The following is a 25,038-nucleotide window of genomic DNA, read 5'->3' as shown; positions in this document are numbered from 1 at the left end:
CCTCCTCACCGCGGTGGGCAGTCCCCTACGGGGCTGCCCACCTGCAGGTTCCAGCGGCCCGCGCGCCCGCTGAGGACGGTCACGGTCCCGGGCCGTACGTCGAGCCGCCAGAAGGCCGCCGCGGGCAGCTCCAGGGCCCACACCACCGCCGCCCGTACGACGGCCTGCGCCACCAGCGCGTCGTGCGGGCCCGGCGCCAGCGCCGCCAGGTGCGCCCCGGTCCGGGCGATCAGCGCGGCCACCGACTCGCCGCCGCCGGGCGGCGCGTACCGCGGATCGGTCAGCCAGCTCCGGACGCCCTGCGGATCCTCGGCGGCGACCTCCTCCAGGGTCCGTCCCGCCCAGTCGCCCGTCGCCGGAGCGGCCAGGCCCACATGGCCCGGAGCCGGGTCCGCCCGCCCGAAGCGGCCCCGGCGGGCGTCCTCGTCGAGCGCGGGCGTGGTCAGGCGCACCCGTACGGGGGGCAGCGGGCGGGAACCGGGCGTCGTCGTGGGGGCCATGGCAGCGAGCGTAGGGCCGCCCGTGGCGCGCGCCCAGGGCGTGAGACGGCGAACACACGCCGTGGTGTTCAGGCCATGCGCGCGGTACGGTCTCGGACGACATGAAGAAGGTACGACGGAAGTACCGGTGAGAATCCGGCACGGTCGCGCCACTGTGAATCCTCCCGCGGCGACGTGGGCAGGGAAGTCAGACCCGCCACCTTCTTCGAGAGCACCACTGACCGGGACGCGTGTTCCCCCTGGAGGTTCGCCATGGCCCACTCCGCCGTTCCCACGTCGGCGCCCGTCGCCGTCGCCCCGCTGTCCCTGAAGGAACTGGCCCCCTGGGCGCTGTTCGTGGGCGTCCTCATGCTCGTCCTGCTCTACCTCGTCGGCGCCGAACAGGGCGCCACCGCGGTCTTCCAGGGCGACGGCATCCACGAGTGGATGCACGACGGCCGCCACCTGCTCGGTTTCCCCTGCCACTGACCGGCTGACCGCCCGGTCCCCGCACCCGCCCGGAACTCCCCCGCGCGCGGCGGCTCCACGACGCCCTCCCGTACGGCCCGTCCGTACGGCGCTCCGTCGTGCCCCCGTCCGCGTGCGGCTTCCGCGCGCCCGTGCGTCCGTGCGGCCAGGCGGCCGCGCGGCCCCCGGAGCTCCCGCTCCCCGTCTCCGCCCCAGCAAGGGAACCCGAAGCATGAACCCCATCTCCCCCCGTGTCCTGCTCGTCCGGGGCATGCTCGCCGGCCTGCTGGCCGGCGTCGCCGCCTTCCTCGTCGCGTACCTGCTCGGCGAGTCCAAGGTCGACGCCGCCATCGCCATCGAGGAAGCCGGGTCCGCCCTGCACGACCACGCCGAGGAAGCACCCGTCAGCCGGGCCCTCCAGGCCACGGCCGGCCTCGGCACCGGCACCCTGCTCTACGGCGTCGCCTTCGGCGGCATCGCCGCGCTCGTCTTCTGCTACGCCCTGGGCCGGCTGGGCCGCTTCGGCCCGCGGGCCACCGCGGTGCTGGTCTCCGGCGGGCTGTTCCTGACCCTGAACGTGGTGCCGTTCCTCAAGTACCCGGCCAACCCGCCCGCCGTGGGCGACCCCGACACCGTGGTCCGGCGCACCACCCTCTTCGTGCTGATGATCGCCCTGAGCCTGCTCCTCGGGGCGGGCGCCCTGATCCTGGGCCGCCGGCTCGCCCCCGCGCTGGGCAACTGGAACGCCTCGGTCGTCGCCTCGCTCGCCTTCGTCGCCGCGGTCGGCCTCGCCTACGCCCTGCTCCCCGGGATCAACGAGGTCCCGGCGGACTTCCCGGCCGCGCTGATCTGGCAGTTCCGTCTCACGTCCCTGGCCATCCAGGCCGCCCTGTGGACGACTTTCGGCCTCGTCTTCGGTTTTCTAGCCGAACGCGCTATTGCCCCGGCCGTCGCGCCCAAGGAGGCTGTACAGCCGATGAGTTGAGCACGACACGCCTGTTGCGGGTGTGAAGGGTGGGAGCCGGGACATGCCGACCGCGATCTGGGAATGGCGGGGCTGGACCGGCGCCGCACCCTTCTGGCTGAACTCGTTGCTCCTGCTCGTGGCGCCCTTCACGGCGGCCACCCTGCTCGCGCAGATCGGCGTCATCACCGCCCTGGCCGCCGTCGGCGGACTGGCCCGCCAGCTGCTGTTCGGGGACTACGGCCACCCCGCGATCCACCTCGCCGCCGCCCTCATGGGGGCGGCGGCGGTCGCTTTCGTGGTGATCTGACCCGCGCGTCCCCCCTGGTCCGGGCCCGATGACGGGCCCGGACCAGTCCTGTTCGAGCCCTTGCGGCGACAATGGGTGCCGGAAATTCGACGGGGGAGCCGGTGTGACGTCAGGACGGGACATACCCGAGGAGTATCTGGCCGGGTACGCGACGATCCTCGCCGACGTCCGCACCACCGGCCGCCGCCCGGGGCGCGAGGCGCTCGACGCCCGGCGGGCGCTCGGTGAGAAGGCCGCCGAAGCCGGGTACGGGCTGCGCGGACTGGTCGGCGCCCATCTGGCCGCCACCCGGACCGCGCTCGGCGGCCGGACCGCCACGCACCACGTGCTGGCGGCGGTGGAATCGGCCGTCGACGCCTTCGCCGAGGGGTACGAGCGCGCCCAGCGGCTGGCCGTGCGCCAGGAGGAGGCCGCACGCCGGGAGTTCATCGACGACCTGCTGCTGGGACGCAGCGACCTCGGCCGCCTCAGCGAGCGCGCGGCCCGCTTCGGACTGCACCTGGCGCACGCCCACGCGGTGGCCGTCGCCCGCGGCCCCGAGTGCTACGAGGACACCGGCGCGGCCGTCCGCCAGGTCGAACTCGCCCTCACCGCACGGTTCGGGGACCGCACCGTCCTGCTCGCCACCAAGGACGGCCGGCTCATCTGCGTGGCACCGGGCACCGACGACGAGGTGCTCTCCTGCTTCGCGCAGCACGCGTACGCGGCGTTCGGCGGCCGGGGGGCCGTCGCGGTGGGGCGTCCGCATCCGGGCGCGGGCGGGGTCGTGACCTCGTACGAGGAGGCCCTCGGCGCTCTCGGCATCGCGGACCAGCTCGGCCTCCCGGGGCCCGTGCTGCGCGCCGCCGACCTGCTGGTCTTCCCCGTCCTGACCCGGGACCGGGCCGCGATGGCCGACCTGGTCCTGAGCGTGCTCGGCCCGCTGCGGGCCGGGCGCGGCGGGGCCGAGCCGCTGCTGGAGACCCTGGACGCGTACTTCGGTTCGGGGTGCGTGGCCGCGGAGGCGGCCCGGCGGCTGAACCTGAGCGTGCGGGCCCTGACCTACCGGCTGGAGCGGATCCACCGGCTGACCGGGACCGACCCCGGGGACCCGGTCCAGCGGTACACCCTGCAGACGGCGGTGATCGGGGCCCGGCTGCTCGGCTGGCCGGCGCACGCGCTGTAGGCCGTCGTCCCCAGGGGCACGGGACGCGGCTCACCCGATCGGGCGTACGCGCGGCAGTGGGCGGGAGCACGCCCGGCGCACCCCCGCCAGCTGCGAAGACTCCGGCGCACGGGCGCGACACACCGGTGACGCGCCGTCACCTCGCGTCGTCCCGGTGCGCAGCGGGCCACCCTGGAGGGGTGCACTGCTCACAGGAGCCGGCCGCCCGAGCCGGACCGGGAGGAACGTCATGGCCCGTGCCCAGTGGATCGTCGCCGCACTGACGGTCACTCTGCTCTGCACCGGGGTCGCCCTGTTGCACGGCAGCGAGGGCGCCGAGCCCGCCGCCCCGGGGGTGGCCGACGCGCTGCCCTCCCGGGCGCTCGGGCTGTCCGGGCACCGGCGGCTGGTGCACGGGCTGGAACATTCGGGGGCCCACGGCCCGGGCCACGCCCCCCGGAAGGTGTCCGCCCCGCCCCTGCGGGCCTCGCGGCCGCTGCGGCTGCGGATTCCCGGCCTGGGGGTGGACCTCCCGCTGGAGCGGGCTCCGCAGGGCGCGGAGGGCACGCGGGGCGCGGAGGGCACGCAGGGCGGGACGGGCACGCAGGGCGTCGAGGGCGCGGCCCGCTGGGACCCCGCGGCCCCCGTCCCCGGGTGCGCCGGCACCGCCGTGATCACCGCGGACGGGCTCCCGCTCGGCGGACTGCGGCGGGGCCGCACCATCGAGATCCCGCGCGCGGACCACCGTACGGCCGTGTTCACCGTCGAGCGGGTATCGCCCGGCGGGGTCGGCTCCTCGGCGGAGCGGCCCGGACGGGCCCGGCTGCGGCTGGTCAGCGGCGAGACGGTGGTCCTGGCCCGGCTCACCGGCCCCCTGCGGAGCGCCCCGGACGGCTCCTGACGGGCCGTCCGGCGTCAGCCGTGGGGGGTGACTTCGTCCCCCGGTCGGGGGCTTCTGGGGGCCGGGTGGGGAGCCGCCCGGCGTGGCGGGGCATGGAAGGCGTCATGAGCGGTACGCGGTACGCGCGGACGGTGCTGGCCCGGGCCCTGACGGTGGCCTGCGTCGCACTGCTGTGCCTGTTCGGCGCCGGTCCGGCGGCGAGCACGGCCTCCGCACTGGCCGCCGAATCCCGCCCCGCCTCCTCCGCCCCGGCCGAGCCCACCGAGGGGCAGTCCGACGGGGCCGGGGACGGTGACTCCCGGGCGGCCGTCCGCACGGACGCACGGGGCACGGCGGCCGTCCGGCGGCTGCCGCCGGGCATGTTTCACGTGAAACACGCGTGCGAACCGGTGCGTCCGGTCGGCGCGGCGGGCGGCGGGGCCGGACCGGTCCCGTCCCCGCGGGTGGTACGGAGCGTGGTCCTGCGCTGCTGAGCGGGCCGAGCAGCAGCGCGTCCCCCCACACTCCTCGAACCACCGTGAGGTTCCGCCATGCCCATCGACCCGTACGCCGCGCTGAACGCCATGCTCCGCGCCGAGGCCGCCCGGTTCTCCCCGCCCGTCCGTCCGGCCGCGGAGCGGTCCGCGCCGCAGCCGGCGGCAGCCACCGCCACGGCCACCGCGGCCACCGCCACCGCCACCGCCGAGCGCGAGACCGGGCCCAAGCCCGCGCCCGCGCCCCAGCAGCGGCCGGCCGACCCGGCCGCGTAGATGTGAGGCGGCACCGGTTCCCGCGCCCTCGGCAACGGGTGTGGTCACGTGAGGTTCGACCACGGGGCACGGGAACCGGTGCCACCGTCCACTCTCCGCTCCCCCGGCCGCCCGGCGCCTCGGGCGTCCGGCCGGTCCTGGATCGGCCGGAAGGACGGCCGGGGTTGCCGCGCGAAGTGCGTACGGTCAGGGTTCCCGCGTGTAGTAGCGGTAGAACGCGATGATCCCGCACCCCGCGCCGACCGCGAGTCCGACGCCGGAAGCCCGCAGGACCGACTCGTTGGTGAGGCTGTGCAGATAGCCCGCGGCCACACCGAGGAACACCCCGTACGCGGCGGCGTGCAGCTCCCGGGGCAGGCTCCGGCCGACCCGGTTGAGGGCGAACATGATGGCGGCGAACAGGGCGCCGCACAGGATTCCGTAGAAGACGTTGCCCGCGTCGACGGGGCCCGTCTGGCGCTTGATGAAGGCCGCCCAGACCCCGTAGACGAGGCCCATGAGCAGGGCGCGGGTCAGGGCGTTCCTGGCCGTGTGGTCCGTGTCCGCCGCCGACGTCATCGGGCGGTGCCGCCGCGGGGCGGTGGGTGCCGCGTGTGCCATGGCGGGCTCCTCTCTTCCAGCCTCCAGGGCACACCCGCCGCCCCGGGGCGGCAAGTGGATCACCCGTCCGGGTGGCGCCGGGCCCGGCCGGGACACGGGCGCGGGCGCGGGCGGGGGTACGCGCCACCCGGACGCAGCAGTGCCACTGGCGCGGTCCGCACCGCGGGGCTTTCCCTGGTGACGTGCGCACCTACCTCTCGGCGGCCCTGATCGTGCTCGTGGCCCTCCTCGTGCCCGTGAGCGCGGTCGCCTACTGGACCGACCACGAGCTGGCGGACGCCGACCGCTACACCGCCGCCATGTCCCCGCTCGCCGAGAACCGGGCCGTCCAGGGGGTGGTCGTCACCCAGGCCACCCGCGCCCTGGCGGGCCAGATCGACGCGGGCCCCTTCCAGGGCGGCGTGGACGCCCTGATCGGCGAGGCCCTGCACTCCTTCGCCGGGACCCCCGCCTACCGGACGGCCTGGGACGCCGCCAACAGGGCCGCGCACACGGCCTTCCTCGCCGCCCTCGAAAGCGGCCGCGGGGACGCCGTCACCATCGACCTCGCACCGGTGACAGCCCAGGTCAGGGGCGAACTCGTCGCCGACGGGGTGCCCCTCGCGGACCGCATCCCGCAGACCCACCTGACGGTGAAGGTCATGGAGTACGACAACCTCGGCGCCCTCCGGAAGGGGTTCCACATGCTCCAGATCGCCGGAGTCTGGCTGCCGGTGCTCACCCTGGTCCTCGCCGTCTCGGCGGTCGCCGTGGCCGTCCGGCGGCGCCGCGCGGTGCTGGCCACCGGCCTCGGACTGGCCGTGGGGGCCGTACTGCTGTGGATCGCGGTGGTCCTGGGCCGCCGCCTGACCCTCGACGACCTGCCCGCCGATGTCGACCGGGCCGCGGCCGGCGCGGTGTACGACGCGCTCACCGCGTTCCTGCGGACCACCACCTGGGTGGTGCTCGCCGTCGGTCTGCTGGCCGCCCTGGCCGCATGGCTGTCCGGGCGGCTGCGCCGCACCCCATAAGCTCGGAAGTACCCATACTCCGCAGAACCCCCCAGAAGAACCGATTCGCGAGCGGCGACACGGAAGCGGAATGACCACCGAACGACGCACCGAACACATACCGCCCGGGCCACCGCGCCCGAAGCCGCCGGCACCCCCCGGCTGGCTGCTCGCCGGACTGCGGCCCAGCCACGCCCCCGTCCCCTGGGCGGCCGCCGCCCGGGCCGGGATCGCCCTCGCCGCCCCGCTCGCCGTCGGCTTCGCCCTCGACGAGCCCGAGTACGGCGCCCTCGTCTCCATGGGCGCCCTGTCCGGGGTGATCGGCGACACCGCCGACGCCTACCGGATGCGGATCCTCAACATCGCCGTCCCGCAGTTCTTCGGCGCCGTCGGGGTCGCCGTCGGCACGCTCGTCTTCGGACACGGCTGGGTCGCCGTCGGCGTCCTCACCCTGATCGCCCTCGTCTCCGGGATGATCTCCTCGATCGGCACGGTCGCCTCCGTGTCCGGGCTGCTGCTCCTGCTCAACGCGGTCGTCGGCGCCGGACTGCCGATGCCCCGGCCCTGGTGGACCGCCCCGCTGCTGCTCACCGCCGGCGGCCTGTTCGTACTCGCCCTGACCCTGCTGGGCTGGCCGCTGCGCGGCCGCGGCCCCGAGCGGACCGCCGTCGCCGGGGCCTACCGGGCGCTGGCCGACAGCCTGGAGGCCGCGGCCGGGCCGCAGCCCGCGTACGAGGAGCGCCGCCAGCGGGTCACCCAGGCCCTGAACCAGGCCTACGACCTCGTCCTGGCCCGCCGCGCCCGGGTGCACGGCCGCAGTTCCTCGCTGGTGCGGATGCTCGCCCAGCTGAACGCGCTGATCCCGCTGGTCGAGGCCGCCCCCGCCGTCCACCTGCGCGGCAAGCCCCTGGCCCCCGCCGTCCCGGCGGCCGTACGGGACCTGGCCCGGGCCGTCGAGGACGGCCGCACCGGGACGCCCGAACTGGACCTGCCCGCGCCCGAGGGACCGTCCGGGCGCGCCCTCGACTCCGCGCTGCGGCACGCCGCGGTCACCGTGCACCTCGCCGAGCCGGACCCGAACAACATCGACGACCGCCTCGGACGGCCCGCCGCCCTGGGCGTCCGGGCCCGCCGGGCGGTGCGCGACATGGCGTTCTCGGCGGCCTCCTGGCGCTACGGGCTGCGCCTCGCCCTGTGCATCGGGCTCGCGCAGTCGCTGGTCTCCCTCATCGCGGTGGAGCGGTCCTACTGGGTCGCGCTGACCGTCACCTTCGTCCTGAAGCCCGACTTCGGCTCGGTGTTCTCCCGGGCCGTGCTGCGCGCCCTGGGGACGGCCGCCGGGCTGGTGCTCGCCGCCGCCGTCCTGGCCGAGGTGCCGCGCGGCTGGTGGGACGTACCCGTCATGGTGCTGCTGGCCGCGCTGATCCCGGTCTTCTCCGCGAAGGGGTACGCCTTCCAGACCGCGGCCATCACCCCGGTGATCCTGCTGCTGTCGGACCTGCTCAACCACCAGGGCTTCGACCTCATCCGGCCCCGGCTGCTGGACAGCCTCATCGGCTGCGCCATCGCCCTCGTCGCCGGCTACCTGCTGTGGCCCGAGAGCTGGCACGCCCGGATCGGGGACCGGCTCGCCGACACCGTGGACGACGCCGCCCGCTACGTGGACCGCGCCTTCGCCCCCGTCGCGGACGAGGCGGCGCTGCGGGAGGCCCGCCAGATCCGGCTCCAGGCCCGGCGGCGCATCTACCGGGACCTCTCCGGCGTGCGCAGCGAGTTCCAGCGGGCGCTGACCGAGCCGCCGCCCACCGGGGCCCGGGCCGCCGCGTGGTGGCCGCTGGTGGTGGCCCTGGAGCGGATCGTGGACGCGACGACCGCCGCCCGCGTCCGGGTCAACCACGGCGCGACCGCCCCCGGCGCGGCCGAGGTGACCGCCCTCAGCGCCGAACTGCACGGCCTGGCGGCCGGGCTGCGCAGCAGCCGGACCCTCAAGGAGGTCCGGATTCCGCCGCTGGCGCCGGGCTCGGAGGACTCCGTCCTCGCCCCGCTCCACCACGAGGTCGCGGCCGCGCGCGCCATCGCCCAGCCCGAGCGCTGACCGTCGGCCCGCCCGGCCGCCCGGCCACCCGAGTCCCCCGAACGGCGCACGGGCCGGGCCGGGCCGGCGGCGCCGGGGGAGCATCGGAGCATGCACCGGGTGCCGGCCGTGATGGTCCTCGCCGCCGTTCTGGCGGCCGCGGCGGGCTGCGCCGATGCGGAGGGGCTGCGCGACAGCGGCGACCTCGGCACGGCGCACGCCCCCAAGACCCTGTGGACGGACGTCCGCCCCGCCCCGCCCGGCCCCGGCCAGCAGGCGGGTGCGCCCGCCGTGGTGCCCGGACTGCCCGAGGTGGCGGCGCGGACCATGCGCGGGGTCGACGCGCTGGCCGTCGTACGGGCCGACATCACCGCCGCCACCGCCGAGGACGGCGGGACGGGCCGCCTCGTCGACCCGCGCGCGGCGGGACGGCTCGCCCTGTGCACCGGGGCCGGGGACGGCGGACCGGACTGCCCGGTGCGCCCCGGCGTCCTGCACGACCTGACGGGCGACGGCCGGGAGGAGCTGATCACCGCCCTGGACGTGGACGGCCGGCTCAGCGAGCTGCGCGTGTACGGCGTGCGCGACGACGGGCGCGTCGCCCGGATCCTGTCCCGGCGCGCGGTGCTGGAAGGGGTCGAGGTGGCCGCCGAGCACCTGGCCGTCCGCGAACCGACCTCGAACCCGCAGTACATCTCGGTCTCCGACTACGTCTGGGACCCCAAGGCGGGCAGCATGAGCCTGTCGCAGCTCACCCTCGACGAGTGCCACGCCCTCACCGACGTGCCGCTGCCCGCGAACCGGTCCCGATGCGCGCGCTGAGCAGCCTGCGGTGGAAGATCGCCCTCACCACGACGACGGTGTGCTGCCTGGTCGCGGCCGTCCTCGGGATCCTCGTGCACGACGTGGTCGCCCGGCAGGTGGTCGGGGAGGTCCGCAAGGACGCGGACCGGGACCTCGAACACGCCCTCGGCCACTACGAGTACGGCACCGCCCACGGCGACGTGAACGCCGCGCTGGACCCGCCCGGCCTGCCCCGCCCGCTGCGCGAGCTCGTGGCGCGCGGCCGGACCGGCAGCATGGCCGGCAGCCACGAGGGCAAGCCGGTGATGTGGGCGGCCGCCCCCGCCGACCGGCGGGCCCTGGCCGTCTGGATCCCGTACGGGAACACCCGCGACCGGCTGCGCGACCTCGACACCGCGATCCTTGCGTGCTCGGCGCTCGCGGCCGGGCTGGTGGCCCTGGCCGGGCTCTTCCTGGCCGGCCGGATCAGCCGGCGGCTCGCCTCCACGGCCGCCGTGGCCCGCCGGATCAGCGCGGGCGACCTCGACGCCCGGGTCGGCCTGCCCGCCGGCGCGGACGGGCCGGCGCAGACGGAGCGTCCGCGCCGCTACCACGACGAGGTACGGGACGTCGCCCAGGCGCTGGACTCGATGGCGGCCTCGCTCCAGGAACGGCTGGAGGGCGAGAAGCGGTTCACGGCCGATGTCGCGCACGAGCTGCGCACCCCGCTGACGGGCTCGCTGGCGGCGGCCGCGCTGCTCCCCGAGGGCCGCCCGAAGGAGATGATCAACGACCGGCTGAAGGCGCTGCACCTGCTCACCGAGGACCTGCTGGAGATCTCCCGGCTGGACTCCGGGGTGGAGCGGGCCGACCTCGCCCGGGTGGAGCTGGGCCGGGCCGTGCAGCGGGCCGTCGCGGGGACCCGGCTGCCCGCCGACGTGCGGGTGATACGGGATCTGGCGGTGCTCACCGACCGGCGCCGCCTCGACCGGATCCTGGCCAACCTGCTGGCCAACGCCCACCGGCACGGGCGGCCGCCGGTCGAGGTGACCGTCGAGGGCCCGGTGGTGGTGGTACGGGACCACGGGCCGGGCTACCCCGCCGAGCTGATCGAGCAGGGCCCCCAGCGCTTCCGCACCGGAGACCCCGGCCGCGGCCGGGGCCACGGGCTGGGCCTGACGATCGTGGCGGGCCAGGCCGCGGTCCTGGAGATCGCCCTGACCTTCGCCAACGCCCCGGACGGGGGTGCCGTGACGACCCTGCGGCTGCCGGTGGGGCGGCTGACCGACGGCGGCTGACCGGGGCAGTGACCGTGGTGCGGCCAACTGCCCCGGGCGGCCGGGGGGATGAGCGGCGGATCAGACGCCGATGTTCTTCCCGTCCTTGCGCCACACCGACACGACCGCCGGGCGGACGATCTTGCCCGGACCGTCGGGCCACACCGACTGCGGCTTCTCGACGGACGCGCCGTCGATCTCGCCCGGGTGCTGCACGGCGACCAGGACGCGCTTGTCCTGGACCAGCGGACCGCAGGTCTCGGCACCGCGCGGCACGGTGAGGAACTGCTTGAGCTCGCCGCGGCGCTCACCGGCGGTGGCGACGCCGAACAGGCCGTCGTGCGAGCCGAGCTGGTTGCCGTCGGTGGAGATCCACAGGTTGCCGTGCGGGTCGAAGGTCACGTTGTCCGGGCAGGAGATCGGGCTGACCTTGTCCTTGGGGAAGCCCGCGAAGAAGGTCGAGGGGTCCTTCGGGTCACCGGCGACCAGGAACAGCCGCCAGGCGAAGCCGTCGCCCGCCGGGTCGTCGAAGTTCTCGGCGATCTCCAGGATCTGGCCGTGCTTGTTGAGGTTGCGCGGGTTGGGCTCGGTCGCGCCCTCCTTGCCCGGCTTGCCGCGGTCGGTGTTGTTCGTCAGCACCACGTAGACGCGGCCCGTGCGCGGGCTCGGCTCGATGTCCTCGGGACGGTCCATCTTGGTGGCGCCGACCTTGTCACCGGCCTCGCGGGTGAAGACGAACACCTCGTCGGCGCTCATGCCGGGAACGTGCGAGACGTTGCCGGAGGGGGAGGCGGTGGCGAGCTTGATCCAGACGCCGGAACCGTCGAACTGGCCGTCGGCGGGCAGCTTGCCGGAGCCGTCGAACTCCTCGGCCGGGGAGTCGCCGCTGAGCTTGGCGACGTAGAGGGTGCCCTCGTCGAGCAGCGTGAGGTTGTGCTCCTTCGCCGCGCGCGAGTCGCCCTTCTTCATCTGCTTCGAGGAGACGAACTTGTAGAAGTAGTCGAAGCGCTCGTCGTCGCCCATGTAGACGACGGGACGGCCGTCCTCGGTCAGCCGCGGCTGGGCGCCCTCGTGCTTGAAGCGGCCGAGCGCGGTGCGCTTGCGCGGGACGGAGTTCGGGTCGTACGGGTCCAGCTCGACGACCCAGCCGAAGCGGTGGGACTCGTTGGGCTCCTGGACGCAGTCGAAGCGCTTGTCGAACCGCTCCCACTTGCGCTCGGTGGCGCCGGTGGTCACGCCGTAGCGCTTCAGGCGGGCGGCCTCGGCCGGGTCGGTGACCTGCGCGGCGTTGGCGAAGTACTGGTTGAAGTTCTCCTCGCCGTGCAGGGTGGTGCCCCACGGGGTGGTGCCGCCCGAGCAGTTGTTGAGCGTGCCGAGCACCTTGGTGCCGGTGCGGTCGGCGGAGGTCTTCAGCAGCGGGCTGCCGGCGGCCGGGCCGGTGAGGCGGAACTCGCTGGTGGCGGTGAGGCGGCGGTTGAGCTGGTGGCGGCCCACCGCGGTCAGCTTGCCGGAGCGGTGGTCCTCCTGGACGACGACGACGCCGAGGCCGTGCGCGGCCCAGGCGATCTCGACCTGCTCGCGGGTCGGGTTCGCCGGGTCGTAGCCCTTGAACATGAGGTTCTCGTCCGTGTACTCGTGGTTGGCCACGAGCAGCTGCTGGCGCTCGTAGCCGCCGCCGAGCGGGAGCAGGCTCAGGAAGTCGTTGTTGTACCCGAACTGACCGGCCTGGGCGGCGGCGGTCTGCTTGTCCGGGTTGAAGCCCGGGGCGCCCTTGACGATCGGGTCGCCCCAGCGGATGACGACGTTCTGGTCGTGGCCCTCGGGGACGGTGACGCGGTCGTCGGTGTTCGGCGCGACGGCCTTGAAGCGCAGACCGCGCGCGGCCTCGCCGGAACCGGCCTTGGGGTCGGCGGTGGGGGTCGCCTCGGCGGACTGGCCGCCGCCCGCGCCGAGGGTGACGGCGGTGCCGGCGGCGGTCGCGACGGTGACGACGGCGGCGGAACGCAGCATCGAACGGCGCGAGTAGGCGCGGGCTATGACGTCGCCGACGTACTCGTTGTCGCTGGTGTTGGGCACCTCGTGGAAGCAGGCGTCGCCACAGCGGTAGCGACAGGTGAGAGCGGAACGGCCGCTCCCATGCGGGTTGCCGATGATCGGCAGGAGCTTGCGCACGAGGTGTCCTCCGGTGAGTGCACGGTGCCGACAGCGTGTCGGTACGAACCAGCGGTGACGCTAGGCGCGGGTTGCGCCGATGCGGCGGCGCGGGAGTGAACGCTGGATGAACCCGGCACGGCGGAGGGGCAGTTCGGGCGGAGGGCCCGGTTCCCTGGTTGGCTGGGCGCCACGAAGGGCGCCCCTGCCGACGTTCCAGCCAAGGGGCCGATAACCTTACGTGTCCACTCTGGGCAGGGATCAACCGCGCAGCACGGACAAATGACGCACGCACTCATGCGAAAGGCCTGGCCCATGGGTATTCGGAGCTTGTTGCGCAAGGTGTTCGGACGGTCTGCCGAGCCGGTTCCGGAGACGTCGGACTCCACCACCTCGGCGGCGGTCCCCAGCCAGGCGGAACGCCATCCCCTGGACGCGGCCGCCGATCTGGTGGCGGCCTCCTTCGACAACCCCACCGTCCCCCCGCAGTCCGCGCCGCGGGACCGCGAGCCGGGGACGGTGCTCACCGCCCCGACGCCGGTCGCGGACCCGACGGTTCCGGAGGCCCGGCGCCCCTCGCCTCCGGCGACCCCCCAGCCGACCCCGTCGGCGGCCGTGGCCGCCTCGGCCGAACCCGTCACCCCCGAGCCGGCCCCGGCCGCGCCGGAAGCCACCGCCGAGGCGGAGCCGGAGGCCACCCCGGCCCAGGCCGAGGCCCTCGCCCCGCAGCCGGAGGCCGCTCAGGCCGAGGCCGAGGCGCCCACCGAGCCGGAGCCCGCCCCGGCGGAGCCGCAGGCCGCCGCCGAGGCGAACCCGGAGGCTGCTCGGGCCGAGGCCGAGGCCACCCCGGTGGAGCCGGAGGCCGAGCCCGCCCCGGCGGAAGCCGAAGCCGCCGCCGCGCCCACGCCGGAGGCCGTCCCGGCCCAGGCCGAAGCCGCCGCCCCGGAACCCGAGCCCGCAGCAGCGGCCACCGAGCCGGAGGCTGCTCGGGCCGAGGCCGAGGCCACCCCGGCGGAGCCGGAGGCCGAGCCCGCCCCGGCGGAAGCCGAAGCCCCCGCCGAGGCGGAGCCCGTACCCGCCGCCGCCGAGGCGGAGCCGCAGGACGCCGACTCCGCCCGCGAGCCCGCAGCAGCAGCGGCGAGCGCGCCGGAGGCCACCCGGGCCGAGGCCGAGGCGCCCACCGAGGCCGAGCCCGCCCCGGCGGAGCCTGAGGCCGAGCCCGCAGTGGCGGCGGTCACCGAGCCGGAGGCCGAGGCCGAGGCCGAAGCCCCCGTCGCCGAGCCGGAGGCAGAGGCCGCGCAGGGGCCCGCCGTGGCCGCGGCAGCGGTCCGGCGGCGGGCCGCCGGGGTGGCGGCCCCGTACAGGGCCGCCGGTCAGGTGCTGCGCTCCAAGGGCCGGGCCGGCGCCCGCGCCAAGGTGTACCTCGTCCTCGACCGCTCCTTCTCCATGCGCGGCTTCTACAAGGACGGCAGCGCCCAGCACCTCGCCGACCACGCCCTCGCGCTGGCCGCGCACCTCGACGAGGAGGCCACCGTCCACACGGTGTTCTTCTCCACCGAGGTGGACGGCACCGCCGAGCTGACCCTCGACGACCACGACGCGGTCTGGGTCGAGACCCGCCACGCCGAGCTGGCCCGGATGGGCCGCACCAGCTACCACGTGGCCGTGGAGGCCGTCCTGGAGCGCTACCGCAAGGACGGCGGCACGGGCCCGGCCCTGGTCGTCTTCCAGACGGACGGCGCGCCCGACAACCGCCAGCCCGCCCGCCAGGCCATCGCCGACGCGGCGACCACCGCCCCCGAGGTGCACTGGCAGTTCGTCGCGTTCGGCGACCACGACAGCAGGGCCTTCGACTTCCTGCGCAAGCTGGACGCCGGGAACGCCGGTTTCTTCCACGCCGGCCCGGCCCCCGCCGAACTGAGCTCGCCCGCCCTCCTCAAGGGCCTGCTGGAGCGCTTCTAGGCCCCGCAGCCCCCACCCCCACCCCCACCCCAACGCCGAAGGCGGCGCCCCCTCCACCACGGAGGGGGCGCCGCCTTCGGCGTTGCGCGGGCGGTGCGGGCGCCGGCGCCCGGGCCGGATCAGCCGCGCGGCGAACCCGGGTCGGGGACGACGGCGTCCGAGACGGGGCGCTCCGAAGCCGCCGCCTTCGTCTCGACGGGCTTGCGCAGCGCGATGTTCAGCTCGCGCAGGCGGGTCTCCTCCAGCACCGTCGGCGCGCCCATCATCAGGTCCTGGGCGTTGCCGTTCAGCGGGAAGGCGATGGTCTCGCGGATGTTCGGCTCGTCGGCCAGCAGCATCACGATGCGGTCCACGCCCGGGGCGATGCCACCGTGCGGCGGGGCACCGAGGCGGAACGCCTTCAGCATGCCCGCGAACTCCCGCTCGACGGTCTCCGCCTCGTACCCGGCGATCGCGAAGGCCTTCAGCATGACCTCGGGCTCGTGGTTGCGGATGGCGCCGGAGGACAGCTCGATGCCGTTGCAGACGATGTCGTACTGCCAGGCCAGGATGTCGAGCGGGTCCTTCTCCTCCAGGTCCTTCATGCCGCCCTGGGGCATGGAGAAGGGGTTGTGGGAGAAGTCGATCTTGCCGGTCTCCTCGTCCTTCTCGTACATCGGGAAGTCGACGATCCAGCAGAAGCGGAAGACGTTCTCCTCGAAGTGGCCGGCCCGCTTGGCCGCCTCGACGCGCACGCCCGACATGATCTTGGAGACCTCGTCGAACTCGCCCGCGCCGAAGAACACCGCGTGCCCGGCCGCCAGGCCCAGGCGCTCGGTGAGGACCTTGACGTTCTCCTCGGTGAGGAACTTGGCGATCGGGCCGGTCAGGGCACCGTCCTCGCCGACGCGGACCCAGGCCAGGCCCTTGGCGCCCAGCGAGATCGCGTACTCGCCGAGGCCGTCGAAGAACTTGCGCGGCTGCGCGGCGGTGTCCGGGACGGCCAGCGCGCGCACGTGCTTGCCGGCGAACGCCTTGAACTCCGAGCCCTCGAACACGTCGGTGATGTCGACGAGCTCCAGCTTGGCGCGCAGGTCGGGCTTGTCGTTGCCGTACTTCAGCATCGACTCGCGGAACGGGATCCGCGGGAAGGGGGAGGTGACCTCGCGGCCGCCGCCGAACTCGGTGAAGAGCTCGGTCATCAGGCGCTCGATCGGCTGGAAGACGTCCTCCTGCTCGACGAAGGACATCTCGACGTCGAGCTGGTAGAACTCGCCCGGCGAGCGGTCGGCGCGGGCGTCCTCGTCGCGGAAGCAGGGCGCGATCTGGAAGTAGCGGTCGAAGCCGGAGATCATCAGCAGCTGCTTGAACTGCTGCGGCGCCTGCGGCAGGGCGTAGAACTTGCCCGGGTTCAGGCGGGACGGGACGACGAAGTCACGGGCGCCCTCGGGAGAGGTCGCGGTGAGGATCGGGGTCGCCATCTCGTTGAAGCCGAGGGCCACCATCTTCGAGCGGATCGACGCGATGACCGCCGAGCGCAGCATGATGTTGCGGTGCATGCGCTCGCGGCGCAGGTCGAGGAAGCGGTACTCCAGGCGCCGCTCCTCGTTCACCCCGTCGTCGGTGTTGATCGTGAAGGGCAGCGGGGCGGCCGCGCCGAGCACCTCGACCTCGACGGCCTCGATCTCGATCTCGCCGGTGGGCAGCTCCGGGTTGACGTTGTCGGCGCCGCGGGAGACGACCTTGCCGTCGACGCGGACGACCGTCTCCTTGGACAGCTTGTCCAGGACGGCGGCGGCGGCGGTGCCGGGGCGGGCGACGAGCTGCGTGATGCCGTAGTGGTCACGCAGATCGATGAAGAGGATGCCGCCCAGGTCTCGACGATTGTGCAGCCAGCCGCTCAGCCGGACGTCGGAGGCGACGTCGGAGGCACGGAGCTCGCCGCACGTGTGGGACCTGTACCGATGCATCAGTCATCCAGTTCTACGCGATACCAGGGTGGATTCAACCGTCCCAAGGTTACCGTCCGGGCGGGCCGCCCGGCGGGCGCGCCCGGAGAGGGCGGTGAACAGGCAGCCCGGTGGGATGACCTGTCAAGATGACCGGGTGCGCACCGAGGACGTCCTGGCCGCCATCGCGACCGGCCTGTGGCGATGGGACAACGCCTCCGGGACGGTCACCCTCGACGGCGAGGCCGCCCGGCTGCTCGGGCTGCCCGCGGAGCCCGTCACCCTTCCGGAGGTGGCCGTGCGCTCCCGGTTCCACCCGGTGGACTGGAACGAGATCAACGGCATCGTGAACCTGGCCGTGGCCGAGGACACCCTCGCCGAGGCCCGGTTGCGGATCATGGACGAGGACGGGCGCGTGCTGCGCACCGTGCGCAGCCGCAGCAAGCCCGTGGAGAACCGGTCCCCCGAGGGCCGCGTCGACTACGAGCTGATCGGCACCATCCAGGAGATCGCCGAGCCGCAGCCCGGCACGACCGCCGTGCACACCGCGATCACCGGCGACTGGCGCCGCTCCCGGGAGGCCTTCCTGCTGGACGCGGGCCGGGCGCTCGCCGAGGCCCGCTCCACGGCGGAGGTGCTGCGGGTGGCGGCGTCCCTGTCGATGCCGGGCTTCAACCCGGACGGGCTGGCCGTCTTCGGGGTCGCGGGCGACCGGCTGTCGATCATCGGGCACCACGGGCACGGCCCGGGGGACGAGAGCCCCTTCTCCGACATGCGGGTGGACACGGACTACCCGGCCGCCGAAGTGGTCCGCACCGGCCGGGCGATCTACCTGCCCACCCCCGGGGCCTACCTGGAGCGCTTCCCGGCCACCTGGCCGCTCGCGCAGCGCTTCGGCCGGGAGTCCTGGGCCTTCCTGCCGCTGATCTCGGCCGGGCGGACCATGGGCGCCTGGATGGCGGCCTTCAGGCACCCGGTGTCGTTCTCCCCCGACGAGCGGTCCGTGCTGACGACGGTGGCCCGGATGCTGGCCCAGGCCCTCCAGCGGGCCGGGGTCGCCGAGTCCGAACGGGAACTCACCACCGGCCTCCAGCGGTCGATGATGCCGCAGCTGGGGCCCGAGATCCCCGGCATGACCATCGCCGCCCGCTACGTCCCCACCGGCGGCGGGCTCCAGGTCGGCGGCGACTGGTACGACATGATCCCGCTGCCCTCGGGCCGGTTCGCGCTGGTCATCGGCGACGTCCAGGGGCACGACGTACGGGCCGCGGGCCTGATGGGCCAGCTGCGGATCGCGGTGCGGGCCTACGCGTCCGAGGGGCACCGGCCGGACGCGGTGCTCTCGCGGGCCTCCCGCTTCCTGGCCGGTCTGTGCTCCTCCCAGGAGTCGGACTCCACCGGGGACTGCGACTACCAGAGCCCGCGCTTCGCGACCTGCCTGTACGTGGAGTGCGACCCGGAGACGGGCCTGCTGGAGGTGGCCCGGGCCGGGCACCCCGACCCGGCGGTGCGGATGACGGACGGCACCGTCCTGATGCGGCCCACGGCGGGCGGGCTGCCGCTCGGCATCGTCCCGGACACCGACTACCCGACGACCCGGTTCGCCCTGGAACCCGGCGAGACGATGATGCTGTGCACCGACGGGCTGATCGAGACCGGCGGGCACGACCTGGACACCGGCTGGGCCCGGCTGCGGCCCGTCCTGGAGGCCTGGACGCACGACACGGAGAGCCTGGAGGAGCTGGCCGACCTGCTGGTGCAGGCCGTGCACGGCCCCTCGTCCCACCACACCACCGGACCACTGGCCGACCGCCGCGAGGACGACATAGCCGTGGTGCTGCTCTGCCGCGAGGGCGCGGCGTGCGGCTGCGGACCGGCGTTCCCGCACGGTGCACGGCCCCCGCGGCGCATGGCGGCGACGGTGGCGCAGGCCGAGCCGGAGCGGATCGCGGGCGCGCGCCACCAGGTCCGGGAGCTGCTGCACGACTGGGCGGACGCCGACCAGGTGGACTCCGCGGTGCTGATGGTCTCCGAGATGGTCACCAACGTGCTGGTGCACACCGACGGCGACGCGCTGCTGGTCGCGGAGGCGGTGGGCGAGCTGGGCGCGCGGCGGCTGCGCGTGGAGGTCGCGGACGCCAGCGACGAGCTGCCCCACAAGCGCCACCCGGGGGAGATGGCCTCCAGCGGCCGGGGCGTGCTGCTGATGGAGATGCTCGCCGACGCCTGGGGGGTCGACCCCCGGGGCGCCGGCAAGTCGATCTGGTTCGAGCTGTACGAGCGGTCGAAACCGGACGAGGACCAGGGCCCGGACGAGGACCGGGACCAGGACCAGGACCAGGACCAGGACTGACGAGGGCTGAGGACACCTTCCGAAAGGCGGCCGCGGCGATGCCGACCCCCCTGCTTCCCGCTCCGGCCCGGCGGCTGGCCGCCTGGTGCGCGGTCGTCCTGCTCGTCGCGGGCGTGCTCGCGCTCGGCATCTGGCTGTGCGTGTTCCTGCGCAGCGTGGTCACGCCCGTCCTGCTGGCCGTCCTCGGCACCGCCCTGCTCGGGCCGGTGCACCGGCGGTTGGTGCGCACGGGCGTGAACCGCTCGCTCGCGGCCGGGCTGACCTGCCTCGCCGTCGTCGCGGTCGTCGGCGGGGCCACGTACGTCGTCGCGCTGGCGCTGGTCGAGACGGGCGACCAGATCGTCGACGCGCTGGAGCGGGCCGGCCGGGCGATCTCCGAGCACTTCGGGGCGGCCGGGACCTCGCTGGAGGACGTCGCCGGGAACTCCAGGGACCTGCTCGCGAAGTTCGGCGGGACGGCCGCCTCGGGCCTGCTCTCCGGGATCGGCGCGGTCGCCTCGGCGATCGCGACCGCCGCCCTGGCCCTGGTGCTGGTCTTCTTCTTCCTGCGCGACTCCCACCGGGCCACGGGCACGCTTCGCGCGCTGGTGCCGGGCCGTTCGGGCGACCTGGTGGAGGCGATGGCCCGGCGGGCCTACCGCGCCGTCGAGGGCTTCATGCGCGGCACCACCTTCGTGGCCCTCGTCGACGCCGTGCTGATCGGCACCGGTCTGCTGGTGCTGCGGGTACCGGGGGCGCTCGGGCTGGCCGCGCTGGTGTTCATCACCGCGTACGTGCCCTACCTCGGCGCCTTCCTCTCCGGCGCCGTGGCCGTCCTCGTCGCCTTCGCCGACCGGGGCTGGGTGATCGCGCTGTGGGTGCTGGCCGTGGTGCTGGCGGTGCAGATGATCGAGGGGTACGTGCTCCAGCCGATGGTGCAGAGCCGGACGGTGCAGATGCACCCGGCGGTGGTGATGCTGGCCATCACGGCCGGGGCGAGCATCGCCGGCATCCTCGGCATGCTGCTCGCGGTGCCGCTGACGGCCGCCGCCTTCGGGATCCTCGCGGAGCTCCGCGGCCGCTACGGCGAGTCCGGGCCCGGGGCGGGAGCGGGCCCGGCCCCGCCCGGCTGAGGAAGCCGGTGCGGGGCGCTGCGGGACCCTGCCGCTCCTTCGTGCGCTACTTCGTGCGCTCCGTCGTCGGGATCCGGCCGAGCCGGCCCGCCTGGAAGTCGTCGAAGGCCTGCTGGAGCTCCTGACGGCTGTTCATGACGAACGGCCCGTAGTGCGCCATGGGCTCCCGGATGGGACGCCCGCCGAGGAGCACGACCTCCAGGTCGGGGGCGTTGGAGTCCTGGGACTCGTCCGCCCGCACCGTGAGCGATCCGCCCCGGCCGAACACCGCGGTCTGCCCGGTGTGGACGGGCCTGCGCTCCTGACCGACCGAGCCGCGCCCGGCCATGACGTAGGCGAGGGCGTTGAAGTCCTCGCGCCACGGCAGGGTGATCTCGGCGCCCGGGGTGACGGTCGCGTGGATCATCGTGATCGGGGTGTGGGTGATGCCCGGCCCCTCGTGCCCGTCCAGCTCACCGGCGATGACGCGGATCAGCGCGCCGCCGTCCGGGGTGGTGAGCAGCTGGACCTGGCCGCCGCCGATGTCCTGGTAGCGCGGGGGCATCATCTTGTCGGAGGCCGGGAGGTTCACCCACAGCTGGAGGCCGTGGAAGAGCCCGCCGGACACGACGAGGGACTCCGGCGGGGCCTCGATGTGCAGGAGGCCCGAACCGGCGGTCATCCACTGGGTGTCGCCGCCGTTGATGACTCCGCCGCCGCCGTTGCTGTCCTGGTGGACGAAGGTTCCGTCGATCAGGTACGTGACGGTCTCGAAGCCGCGGTGGGGGTGCCAGGGGGTGCCCTTGGGCTCGCCCGGCGCGTACTCCACCTCGCCCATCTGGTCCATCATGATGAACGGGTCGAGGTGCTGGTAGTCGATCCCGGCGAACGCGCGGCGCACCGGGAATCCCTCGCCCTCGAAGCCGCCCGGGGCCGTGGACACGGCCAGCACCTTGCGCGGCTCGGCCGTCTGCGGCGCGGCCACGCGCGGAAGGGTCAACGGGTTCTCAACAGTCACTGCGGGCATGGTCAGGACCTCCTTCTGGCATCGACTTTAGTTGAAAGTCGAACTTTCTGCCACACCGGACAGAACAGTGCACCCGCCCGGCCCATTCCCGCGGGCACGCAGCGGGCGGCGACGGGCCCGTGACCAGGGAAATCCCGCCAAATGTCCTACGCATGACAACCAGAACGCCGATGGCCCGGTCCTTCCGGGCATGGAAACACGCATCCCCGCGCCCGTGGCCGCCCTCGGCCGGGCGGCCGCCATCGCCGCCCTGGCCGTGGCCATCGGCTACGCCACCCACCACTGGGCGTCGAGCGGCATGCCGCTGACCCCGCTGCCCGGCTCGCCCTGGCCCTACCTCACCGCGTGGGCGGCCCTGACGTTCCTCGCCGGGCTGCTGCTCCAGTGGGCGACCGCGGGGGTCGACTACGACGGCCGCTGGCAGCTCGTCGTCCTGCCGGTCTACGCCGGCATCCGCCTCAGCCTGGCCCACCGCCCGGACCCGGCCCTGCTGTACGCGTACGGGGCGACGGCCCTGGCGGTGGCGGCGGCGGGCATCGCGCTGTGGCGGCGCGGACGCCGCCGGACCGGCTCCTAGGCCGTCCCTCAGCCGTACATGCGGCGCATGGCGAAGTCGACCATCTGCTCGACCGCCTTCGCGTCGAAGACCATCCGGTGGTCGCCCTCCATGTCGAGGACGAAGCCGTAGCCGGTGGGGAGCAGGTCGATCACCTCGGCGCCGGTGATCACGAAGTACTTGGACTCCTTGCCGGCGTACCGGCGGAGCTCCTTGAGCGTGGTGAACATCGGGATGACCGGCTGCTGCGTGTTGTGCAGCGCCAGGAACCCCGGGGTGTCCCCGCGCGGGCAGTAGACCTTCGAGGAGGCGAAGATCTGCTGGAAGTCCTCGGCGGACAGCGACCCGGTCGTGAAGGCCCGCACCGCGTCCGCGAGGGAGGGCGGGGACGGCTCGGGGTACAGCGGCGGAGCGTAGCCCTGCTGGGGCTGCGCGTACTGCTGCTGCGCGCCGGGGTTCTGGTCGTAGCCGTACATGGGCCGAAGCCTATCGAGGCCGCGGGCCGTACGGGTCGGTACCGCCCTTCAGGGCGGCAAGGAACGGCTCCCACGCCGCCGCCGACAGCACGATGACGGGCTCGCCCCTCCTCTTCGAGTCCCGCACGGGAACCAGCCCGGCGACCCCGTCGGCCACTTCGACGCAGAGCCCGTCAGGGGCCGTGCTGTAGCTGCTCCTCCGCCAGGCGAACGCGCTCGGCTCGGCGTGCGTGGGTGCCAGTCCCGTAGTCCTCCGCTGCTGACTCGATCATCCTCAAGGACACCTCCGGCGGTAGAGCAGCCGCCCGAAGGCGGTTGTACGCCTGCTGGTACTTCGTCACGATGCCCGGGTCGTCGATGATCTGACCGCTGTACATACCCTCGGTGTACATGATCGGCGGCGCATCGCCGAAGCTCATGAGGAACGTGGATCCCATCATGAACGGGTGCGCACCGGTGTTGGCCGGGAGGATCTGTGGAATGTAGCGGCGCCGGCGCGCAACTGCGGCCACATGGGCCAGCTGCTCTGCCATGACCTGGTCTCCGACGATGGACTGGCGCAGGACCGATTCGTGGAAGATCACCCAGGACACCGGCCCGTCGGCGTCTTCGATCGCCCAGGCGCGGGCGCGCCGCGCGGTGACCCTCTGCTGGATGACCGCTTCGTCGTCCGTCGGGCTGAAAACCTGGATGATCTCCCTGATGTAGGGCTCCAGTTGCAGCACGCCGGGAAGCAGCATCGGGCACCACTCCTCCACATCCCGTGCGTGCGCCTCCATTTCCACGGCATCCGCGAAATACGGGGCGTACTGATTGGCCCGCGCATTGCGGACGTCCTCGCAACGCCGCGCGAAAAAGCCGTCCGTTCGCAGCAACCCGTCCATGTGCCGCGCCAGATCGAGGGGCATCCGCCGGTGCCCCCGCTCGATCTCGCTCAGGTAGCTGGCTCCGTAGAAGCTGCCCTTCACCGCCTGCTGCAGCGTGAGCCCCGCCTCCTCCCGCTTGAAGCGGAGTTCCTTGCCGTAGAAGGCCGGAACGCTCGCCGAGCCGTCGATCTCCTTGCGTGGGACCACCATCGCCTGCTTTCCACACTCCGCGCTGTGGACTGAAAACCCTTCCCACGGTACGCGGGGCCGCGTCAGCCTGTGAGGGCTTCGTCACACTCCGCACAGGAACGGAAGTCCCCCATGAGCGACCACGACGGCGACCGCGTCGCGATCACCGCCCTCACCGAACTCCGCGCCGCCCTCGCGGCACACGGGATCACGCTGCCCTCTCTGGACCTGCACCTGCCCTCGTACGCCGGGGCGTACCGGTCCCCGCCGCTGATCAGCCTCGGGAACTGCAACCCCGCCACCGCGCGGCGGCTCGCGGCCGCGCTGGACGGGCGGTGAGCCTGACCGTCCGGCTGCGCGCCGTCCCCGAGGCGGCCCCGCTGCTGCGGTACGCCGTGCGCGAGCACCTCGGGGCGGATTCGGCCGACGCCGAACTCCCCCGCACCTAGCGGGCCTCGTGGCGGTCCTGCGCCGCGAGCACCGCGTCCGCGTACCGCGCGGCCCAGGCGCCCATCGCCCGCATCGGGACCAGCAGCGCCGTGCCGGCCTCCGTCAGGGCGTAGTCCACCCGCGGGGGCGCCTCGGCGTAGGCGCGGCGCTCCACCAGGCCGTTGCGCTCCAGCCTCCGCAGCGCCTCGTTCAGCACCTTGGGACTGATCCCGCCGATCCGCGCCACCAGTGCGCGCGGCCGCATCGGGCCGTGCGCGCCGAGCGTGAAGACGACGACGCCGTCCCAGCGCTTGGCCAGCACCTCGAAGGCGACGCGCGCCCGGCAGTCGGCCGTGTACGCGACGTCGGGCAGGCCCGGGCCCGGGCCGGTCGGCATGTCCATGCGGCCATCCTGCCCCCGCCGATGGACACCGGACGGTGTGCGTCGGGCTCCGTAGCGTCGGCCGTCCGACGAGAAGAGGGGTGGACCATGCGGATCGGTGTCATGGGTACGGGAGCGATGGCGGCGGCCCTGGGCGGCGCCTGGGCGCGGGCCGGGCACGAGGTGTTCGTGGGCGGGCGGGACACGGCGGCCGCCGCGGCCCTCGCCGCGCGGACCGGGGCGGCCGGGCACGGCTCCCTGGCGCAGGCGGCGGCGTACGGGGAGGCGGTGCTGCTCGCCGTACCCGCCGGGCGGGCCCCGGAGGTGGCCCGCGAGCACGCGGCGGCGCTGGCGGGGCGGACGCTGGTGGACTGCGCGAACGCGCTGGAGCCCGGCCCCGGCGGAGTGGTGCTGGCCACCGGCCCCGGCACGAGCGTGGCCGCGCTGATCGCGGCGGCGGCGCCCGGCGCGCACGTGGTGAAGGCCTTCAACCTGGCCCGCGCGGACATGTGGGACCGGCCCCCGGTCCGCCACGACGGCGCCGCCCCCACGGTGCCGTTCTGCGCCGACGACGCGGCGGCCGGTGCGCGGGTCGCGGAGCTGATCACGGGGACGGGCTGGAGTCCGGTGCCCGCGGGCGGGCTGGACCGGGCGGCGTACCTGGAGGCGACGGCGGCCTTCGTGATCGGCGTCTGGTGGGCGGGCGGATCGCCGCGACTGGCCTTCCCCGAGCCCCCGCGGGCCGCGGCCTGAGCCCCGGGGCCGGGGCGGCTGCGCCCCGGCCCCGCTCCAGCGGCCCTGGCTTGACGCTGGTCACAGTCTTCGGTGAGGGGTTGCGTGTTATTACCGGTGGGTAGCATCATGACATTACCGATTGGTATGTACGAGGA

Annotated in this window: 26 protein-coding genes; 17 read left to right on the top strand and 9 right to left on the bottom strand. The window is 74.4% G+C overall.

Annotation, left to right across the window (positions count from 1 at the left end; genetic code table 11):
- Positions 1 to 5 precede the first annotated feature (5 nt).
- Positions 6 to 500 (bottom strand): histidine phosphatase family protein, encoded by a 495-nt coding sequence (locus tag ACGFXC_RS14680; protein ID WP_393712747.1) that lies wholly within the window; start codon positions 498 to 500, stop codon positions 6 to 8.
- A gap of 252 nt (positions 501 to 752) precedes the next feature.
- Here ACGFXC_RS14680 and ACGFXC_RS14675 point away from each other — a divergent pair, with 252 nt between their 5' ends.
- The 7 genes from ACGFXC_RS14675 (at position 753) to ACGFXC_RS14645 (ending at position 5,015) form a co-directional block, all read left to right on the top strand.
- On the top strand, positions 753 to 968 hold the full coding sequence (locus ACGFXC_RS14675; protein ID WP_362125771.1) for a CbtB-domain containing protein: 216 nt from the start codon (positions 753 to 755) through the stop codon (positions 966 to 968).
- A 211-nt stretch (positions 969 to 1,179) separates the two neighbouring features.
- Positions 1,180 to 1,932 carry a CbtA family protein gene (locus ACGFXC_RS14670; protein ID WP_393712745.1) on the top strand — a complete coding sequence of 251 codons (753 nt, stop codon included), beginning with the start codon at positions 1,180 to 1,182 and terminating at the stop codon, positions 1,930 to 1,932.
- 43 nt (positions 1,933 to 1,975) lie between these two features.
- Positions 1,976 to 2,221 carry a hypothetical protein gene (locus ACGFXC_RS14665; RefSeq protein ID WP_351823703.1) on the top strand — a complete coding sequence of 82 codons (246 nt, stop codon included), beginning with the start codon at positions 1,976 to 1,978 and terminating at the stop codon, positions 2,219 to 2,221.
- Between the two features lie 103 nt (positions 2,222 to 2,324).
- A complete protein-coding gene (locus tag ACGFXC_RS14660) occupies positions 2,325 to 3,386 on the top strand; it encodes a PucR family transcriptional regulator (protein ID WP_393712743.1) in 1,062 nt (353 codons plus the stop codon).
- Positions 3,387 to 3,615: 229 nt separating this feature from the next.
- Entirely contained in the window at positions 3,616 to 4,266 is a 651-nt protein-coding gene (locus tag ACGFXC_RS14655) for a hypothetical protein (protein WP_393712741.1), read from the top strand.
- Between the two features lie 104 nt (positions 4,267 to 4,370).
- Positions 4,371 to 4,739: a hypothetical protein gene (locus ACGFXC_RS14650; RefSeq protein ID WP_393712740.1), complete on the top strand. Its 369-nt coding sequence runs from the start codon at positions 4,371 to 4,373 to the stop codon at positions 4,737 to 4,739.
- 57 nt (positions 4,740 to 4,796) lie between these two features.
- Positions 4,797 to 5,015, top strand: a complete 219-nt coding sequence (locus ACGFXC_RS14645) for a hypothetical protein (protein WP_393712739.1) — start codon at positions 4,797 to 4,799, stop codon at positions 5,013 to 5,015.
- A gap of 186 nt (positions 5,016 to 5,201) precedes the next feature.
- Here the strand turns inward: ACGFXC_RS14645 and ACGFXC_RS14640 are convergent, their stop codons facing one another.
- Positions 5,202 to 5,615 carry a hypothetical protein gene (locus tag ACGFXC_RS14640; protein WP_393712738.1) on the bottom strand — a complete coding sequence of 138 codons (414 nt, stop codon included), beginning with the start codon at positions 5,613 to 5,615 and terminating at the stop codon, positions 5,202 to 5,204.
- Positions 5,616 to 5,797: 182 nt separating this feature from the next.
- Between ACGFXC_RS14640 and ACGFXC_RS14635 the strand changes: the two genes are divergently transcribed.
- The 4 genes from ACGFXC_RS14635 (at position 5,798) to ACGFXC_RS14620 (ending at position 10,759) form a co-directional block, all read left to right on the top strand.
- Positions 5,798 to 6,625, top strand: a complete 828-nt coding sequence (locus ACGFXC_RS14635) for a hypothetical protein (protein ID WP_393712736.1) — start codon at positions 5,798 to 5,800, stop codon at positions 6,623 to 6,625.
- A gap of 70 nt (positions 6,626 to 6,695) precedes the next feature.
- A complete protein-coding gene (locus tag ACGFXC_RS14630) occupies positions 6,696 to 8,699 on the top strand; it encodes an FUSC family protein (RefSeq protein WP_393712734.1) in 2,004 nt (667 codons plus the stop codon).
- A 90-nt stretch (positions 8,700 to 8,789) separates the two neighbouring features.
- A complete protein-coding gene (locus ACGFXC_RS14625; RefSeq protein WP_393712732.1) occupies positions 8,790 to 9,500 on the top strand; it encodes a hypothetical protein in 711 nt (236 codons plus the stop codon).
- On the top strand, positions 9,488 to 10,759 hold the full coding sequence (locus tag ACGFXC_RS14620) for a sensor histidine kinase (protein ID WP_393712730.1): 1,272 nt from the start codon (positions 9,488 to 9,490) through the stop codon (positions 10,757 to 10,759). Before ACGFXC_RS14625 ends, ACGFXC_RS14620 begins: the two co-directional genes overlap by 13 nt.
- A gap of 60 nt (positions 10,760 to 10,819) precedes the next feature.
- Here ACGFXC_RS14620 and ACGFXC_RS14615 read toward each other — a convergent pair whose 3' ends face one another.
- Positions 10,820 to 12,910: a PhoX family protein gene (locus ACGFXC_RS14615; RefSeq protein ID WP_393712728.1), complete on the bottom strand. Its 2,091-nt coding sequence runs from the start codon at positions 12,908 to 12,910 to the stop codon at positions 10,820 to 10,822.
- Between the two features lie 294 nt (positions 12,911 to 13,204).
- On the opposite strand from ACGFXC_RS14615, the gene ACGFXC_RS14610 reads away from it, so the two are divergent.
- Complete coding sequence (locus tag ACGFXC_RS14610) at positions 13,205 to 14,851, top strand: VWA domain-containing protein (protein WP_393712726.1); 1,647 nt, start codon at positions 13,205 to 13,207, stop codon at positions 14,849 to 14,851.
- Positions 14,852 to 14,970: 119 nt separating this feature from the next.
- Here the strand turns inward: ACGFXC_RS14610 and aspS are convergent, their stop codons facing one another.
- A complete protein-coding gene (gene aspS / locus ACGFXC_RS14605; RefSeq protein ID WP_393712724.1) occupies positions 14,971 to 16,800 on the bottom strand; it encodes an aspartate--tRNA ligase in 1,830 nt (609 codons plus the stop codon).
- Between the two features lie 136 nt (positions 16,801 to 16,936).
- On the opposite strand from aspS, the gene ACGFXC_RS14600 reads away from it, so the two are divergent.
- Positions 16,937 to 19,132 (top strand): SpoIIE family protein phosphatase, encoded by a 2,196-nt coding sequence (locus ACGFXC_RS14600; protein ID WP_393713192.1) that lies wholly within the window; start codon positions 16,937 to 16,939, stop codon positions 19,130 to 19,132.
- Between the two features lie 38 nt (positions 19,133 to 19,170).
- Positions 19,171 to 20,244, top strand: a complete 1,074-nt coding sequence (locus tag ACGFXC_RS14595; protein ID WP_393712722.1) for an AI-2E family transporter — start codon at positions 19,171 to 19,173, stop codon at positions 20,242 to 20,244.
- Positions 20,245 to 20,290: 46 nt separating this feature from the next.
- On the opposite strand, the gene ACGFXC_RS14590 is transcribed toward ACGFXC_RS14595, so the two are convergent.
- A complete protein-coding gene (locus tag ACGFXC_RS14590) occupies positions 20,291 to 21,250 on the bottom strand; it encodes a pirin family protein (protein WP_393712720.1) in 960 nt (319 codons plus the stop codon).
- 190 nt (positions 21,251 to 21,440) lie between these two features.
- Here ACGFXC_RS14590 and ACGFXC_RS14585 point away from each other — a divergent pair, with 190 nt between their 5' ends.
- The gene (locus ACGFXC_RS14585; protein WP_393712718.1) at positions 21,441 to 21,827 is read left to right on the top strand and encodes a hypothetical protein; all 387 of its coding nucleotides are present in this window, start codon (positions 21,441 to 21,443) and stop codon (positions 21,825 to 21,827) included.
- A gap of 8 nt (positions 21,828 to 21,835) precedes the next feature.
- Here the strand turns inward: ACGFXC_RS14585 and ACGFXC_RS14580 are convergent, their stop codons facing one another.
- From ACGFXC_RS14580 to ACGFXC_RS14570, 3 genes are read right to left on the bottom strand one after another with little or no spacing between them, the layout of a single operon-like run.
- Complete coding sequence (locus ACGFXC_RS14580; protein ID WP_362125816.1) at positions 21,836 to 22,282, bottom strand: SseB family protein; 447 nt, start codon at positions 22,280 to 22,282, stop codon at positions 21,836 to 21,838.
- 10 nt (positions 22,283 to 22,292) lie between these two features.
- Positions 22,293 to 22,439, bottom strand: a complete 147-nt coding sequence (locus ACGFXC_RS14575; RefSeq protein WP_393712716.1) for a DUF397 domain-containing protein — start codon at positions 22,437 to 22,439, stop codon at positions 22,293 to 22,295.
- 16 nt (positions 22,440 to 22,455) lie between these two features.
- Complete coding sequence (locus ACGFXC_RS14570; RefSeq protein WP_393712714.1) at positions 22,456 to 23,358, bottom strand: helix-turn-helix domain-containing protein; 903 nt, start codon at positions 23,356 to 23,358, stop codon at positions 22,456 to 22,458.
- 111 nt (positions 23,359 to 23,469) lie between these two features.
- Here ACGFXC_RS14570 and ACGFXC_RS14565 point away from each other — a divergent pair, with 111 nt between their 5' ends.
- Positions 23,470 to 23,676 carry a hypothetical protein gene (locus ACGFXC_RS14565; protein ID WP_393712712.1) on the top strand — a complete coding sequence of 69 codons (207 nt, stop codon included), beginning with the start codon at positions 23,470 to 23,472 and terminating at the stop codon, positions 23,674 to 23,676.
- A gap of 106 nt (positions 23,677 to 23,782) precedes the next feature.
- On the opposite strand, the gene ACGFXC_RS14560 is transcribed toward ACGFXC_RS14565, so the two are convergent.
- The gene (locus ACGFXC_RS14560; RefSeq protein WP_393712710.1) at positions 23,783 to 24,169 is read right to left on the bottom strand and encodes a winged helix-turn-helix transcriptional regulator; all 387 of its coding nucleotides are present in this window, start codon (positions 24,167 to 24,169) and stop codon (positions 23,783 to 23,785) included.
- A gap of 87 nt (positions 24,170 to 24,256) precedes the next feature.
- On the opposite strand from ACGFXC_RS14560, the gene ACGFXC_RS14555 reads away from it, so the two are divergent.
- Positions 24,257 to 24,901 carry an NADPH-dependent F420 reductase gene (locus ACGFXC_RS14555; protein WP_393712708.1) on the top strand — a complete coding sequence of 215 codons (645 nt, stop codon included), beginning with the start codon at positions 24,257 to 24,259 and terminating at the stop codon, positions 24,899 to 24,901.
- The last annotated feature ends 137 nt before the right edge of the window (positions 24,902 to 25,038 follow it).

Source organism: Streptomyces sp. NPDC048507 (assembly GCF_043199995.1).
GTDB lineage: Bacteria > Actinomycetota > Actinomycetes > Streptomycetales > Streptomycetaceae > Streptomyces.
The sequence above is the reverse complement of the archived record's forward strand: the minus strand, read 5'-3'. Positions and strand labels throughout refer to the sequence as shown.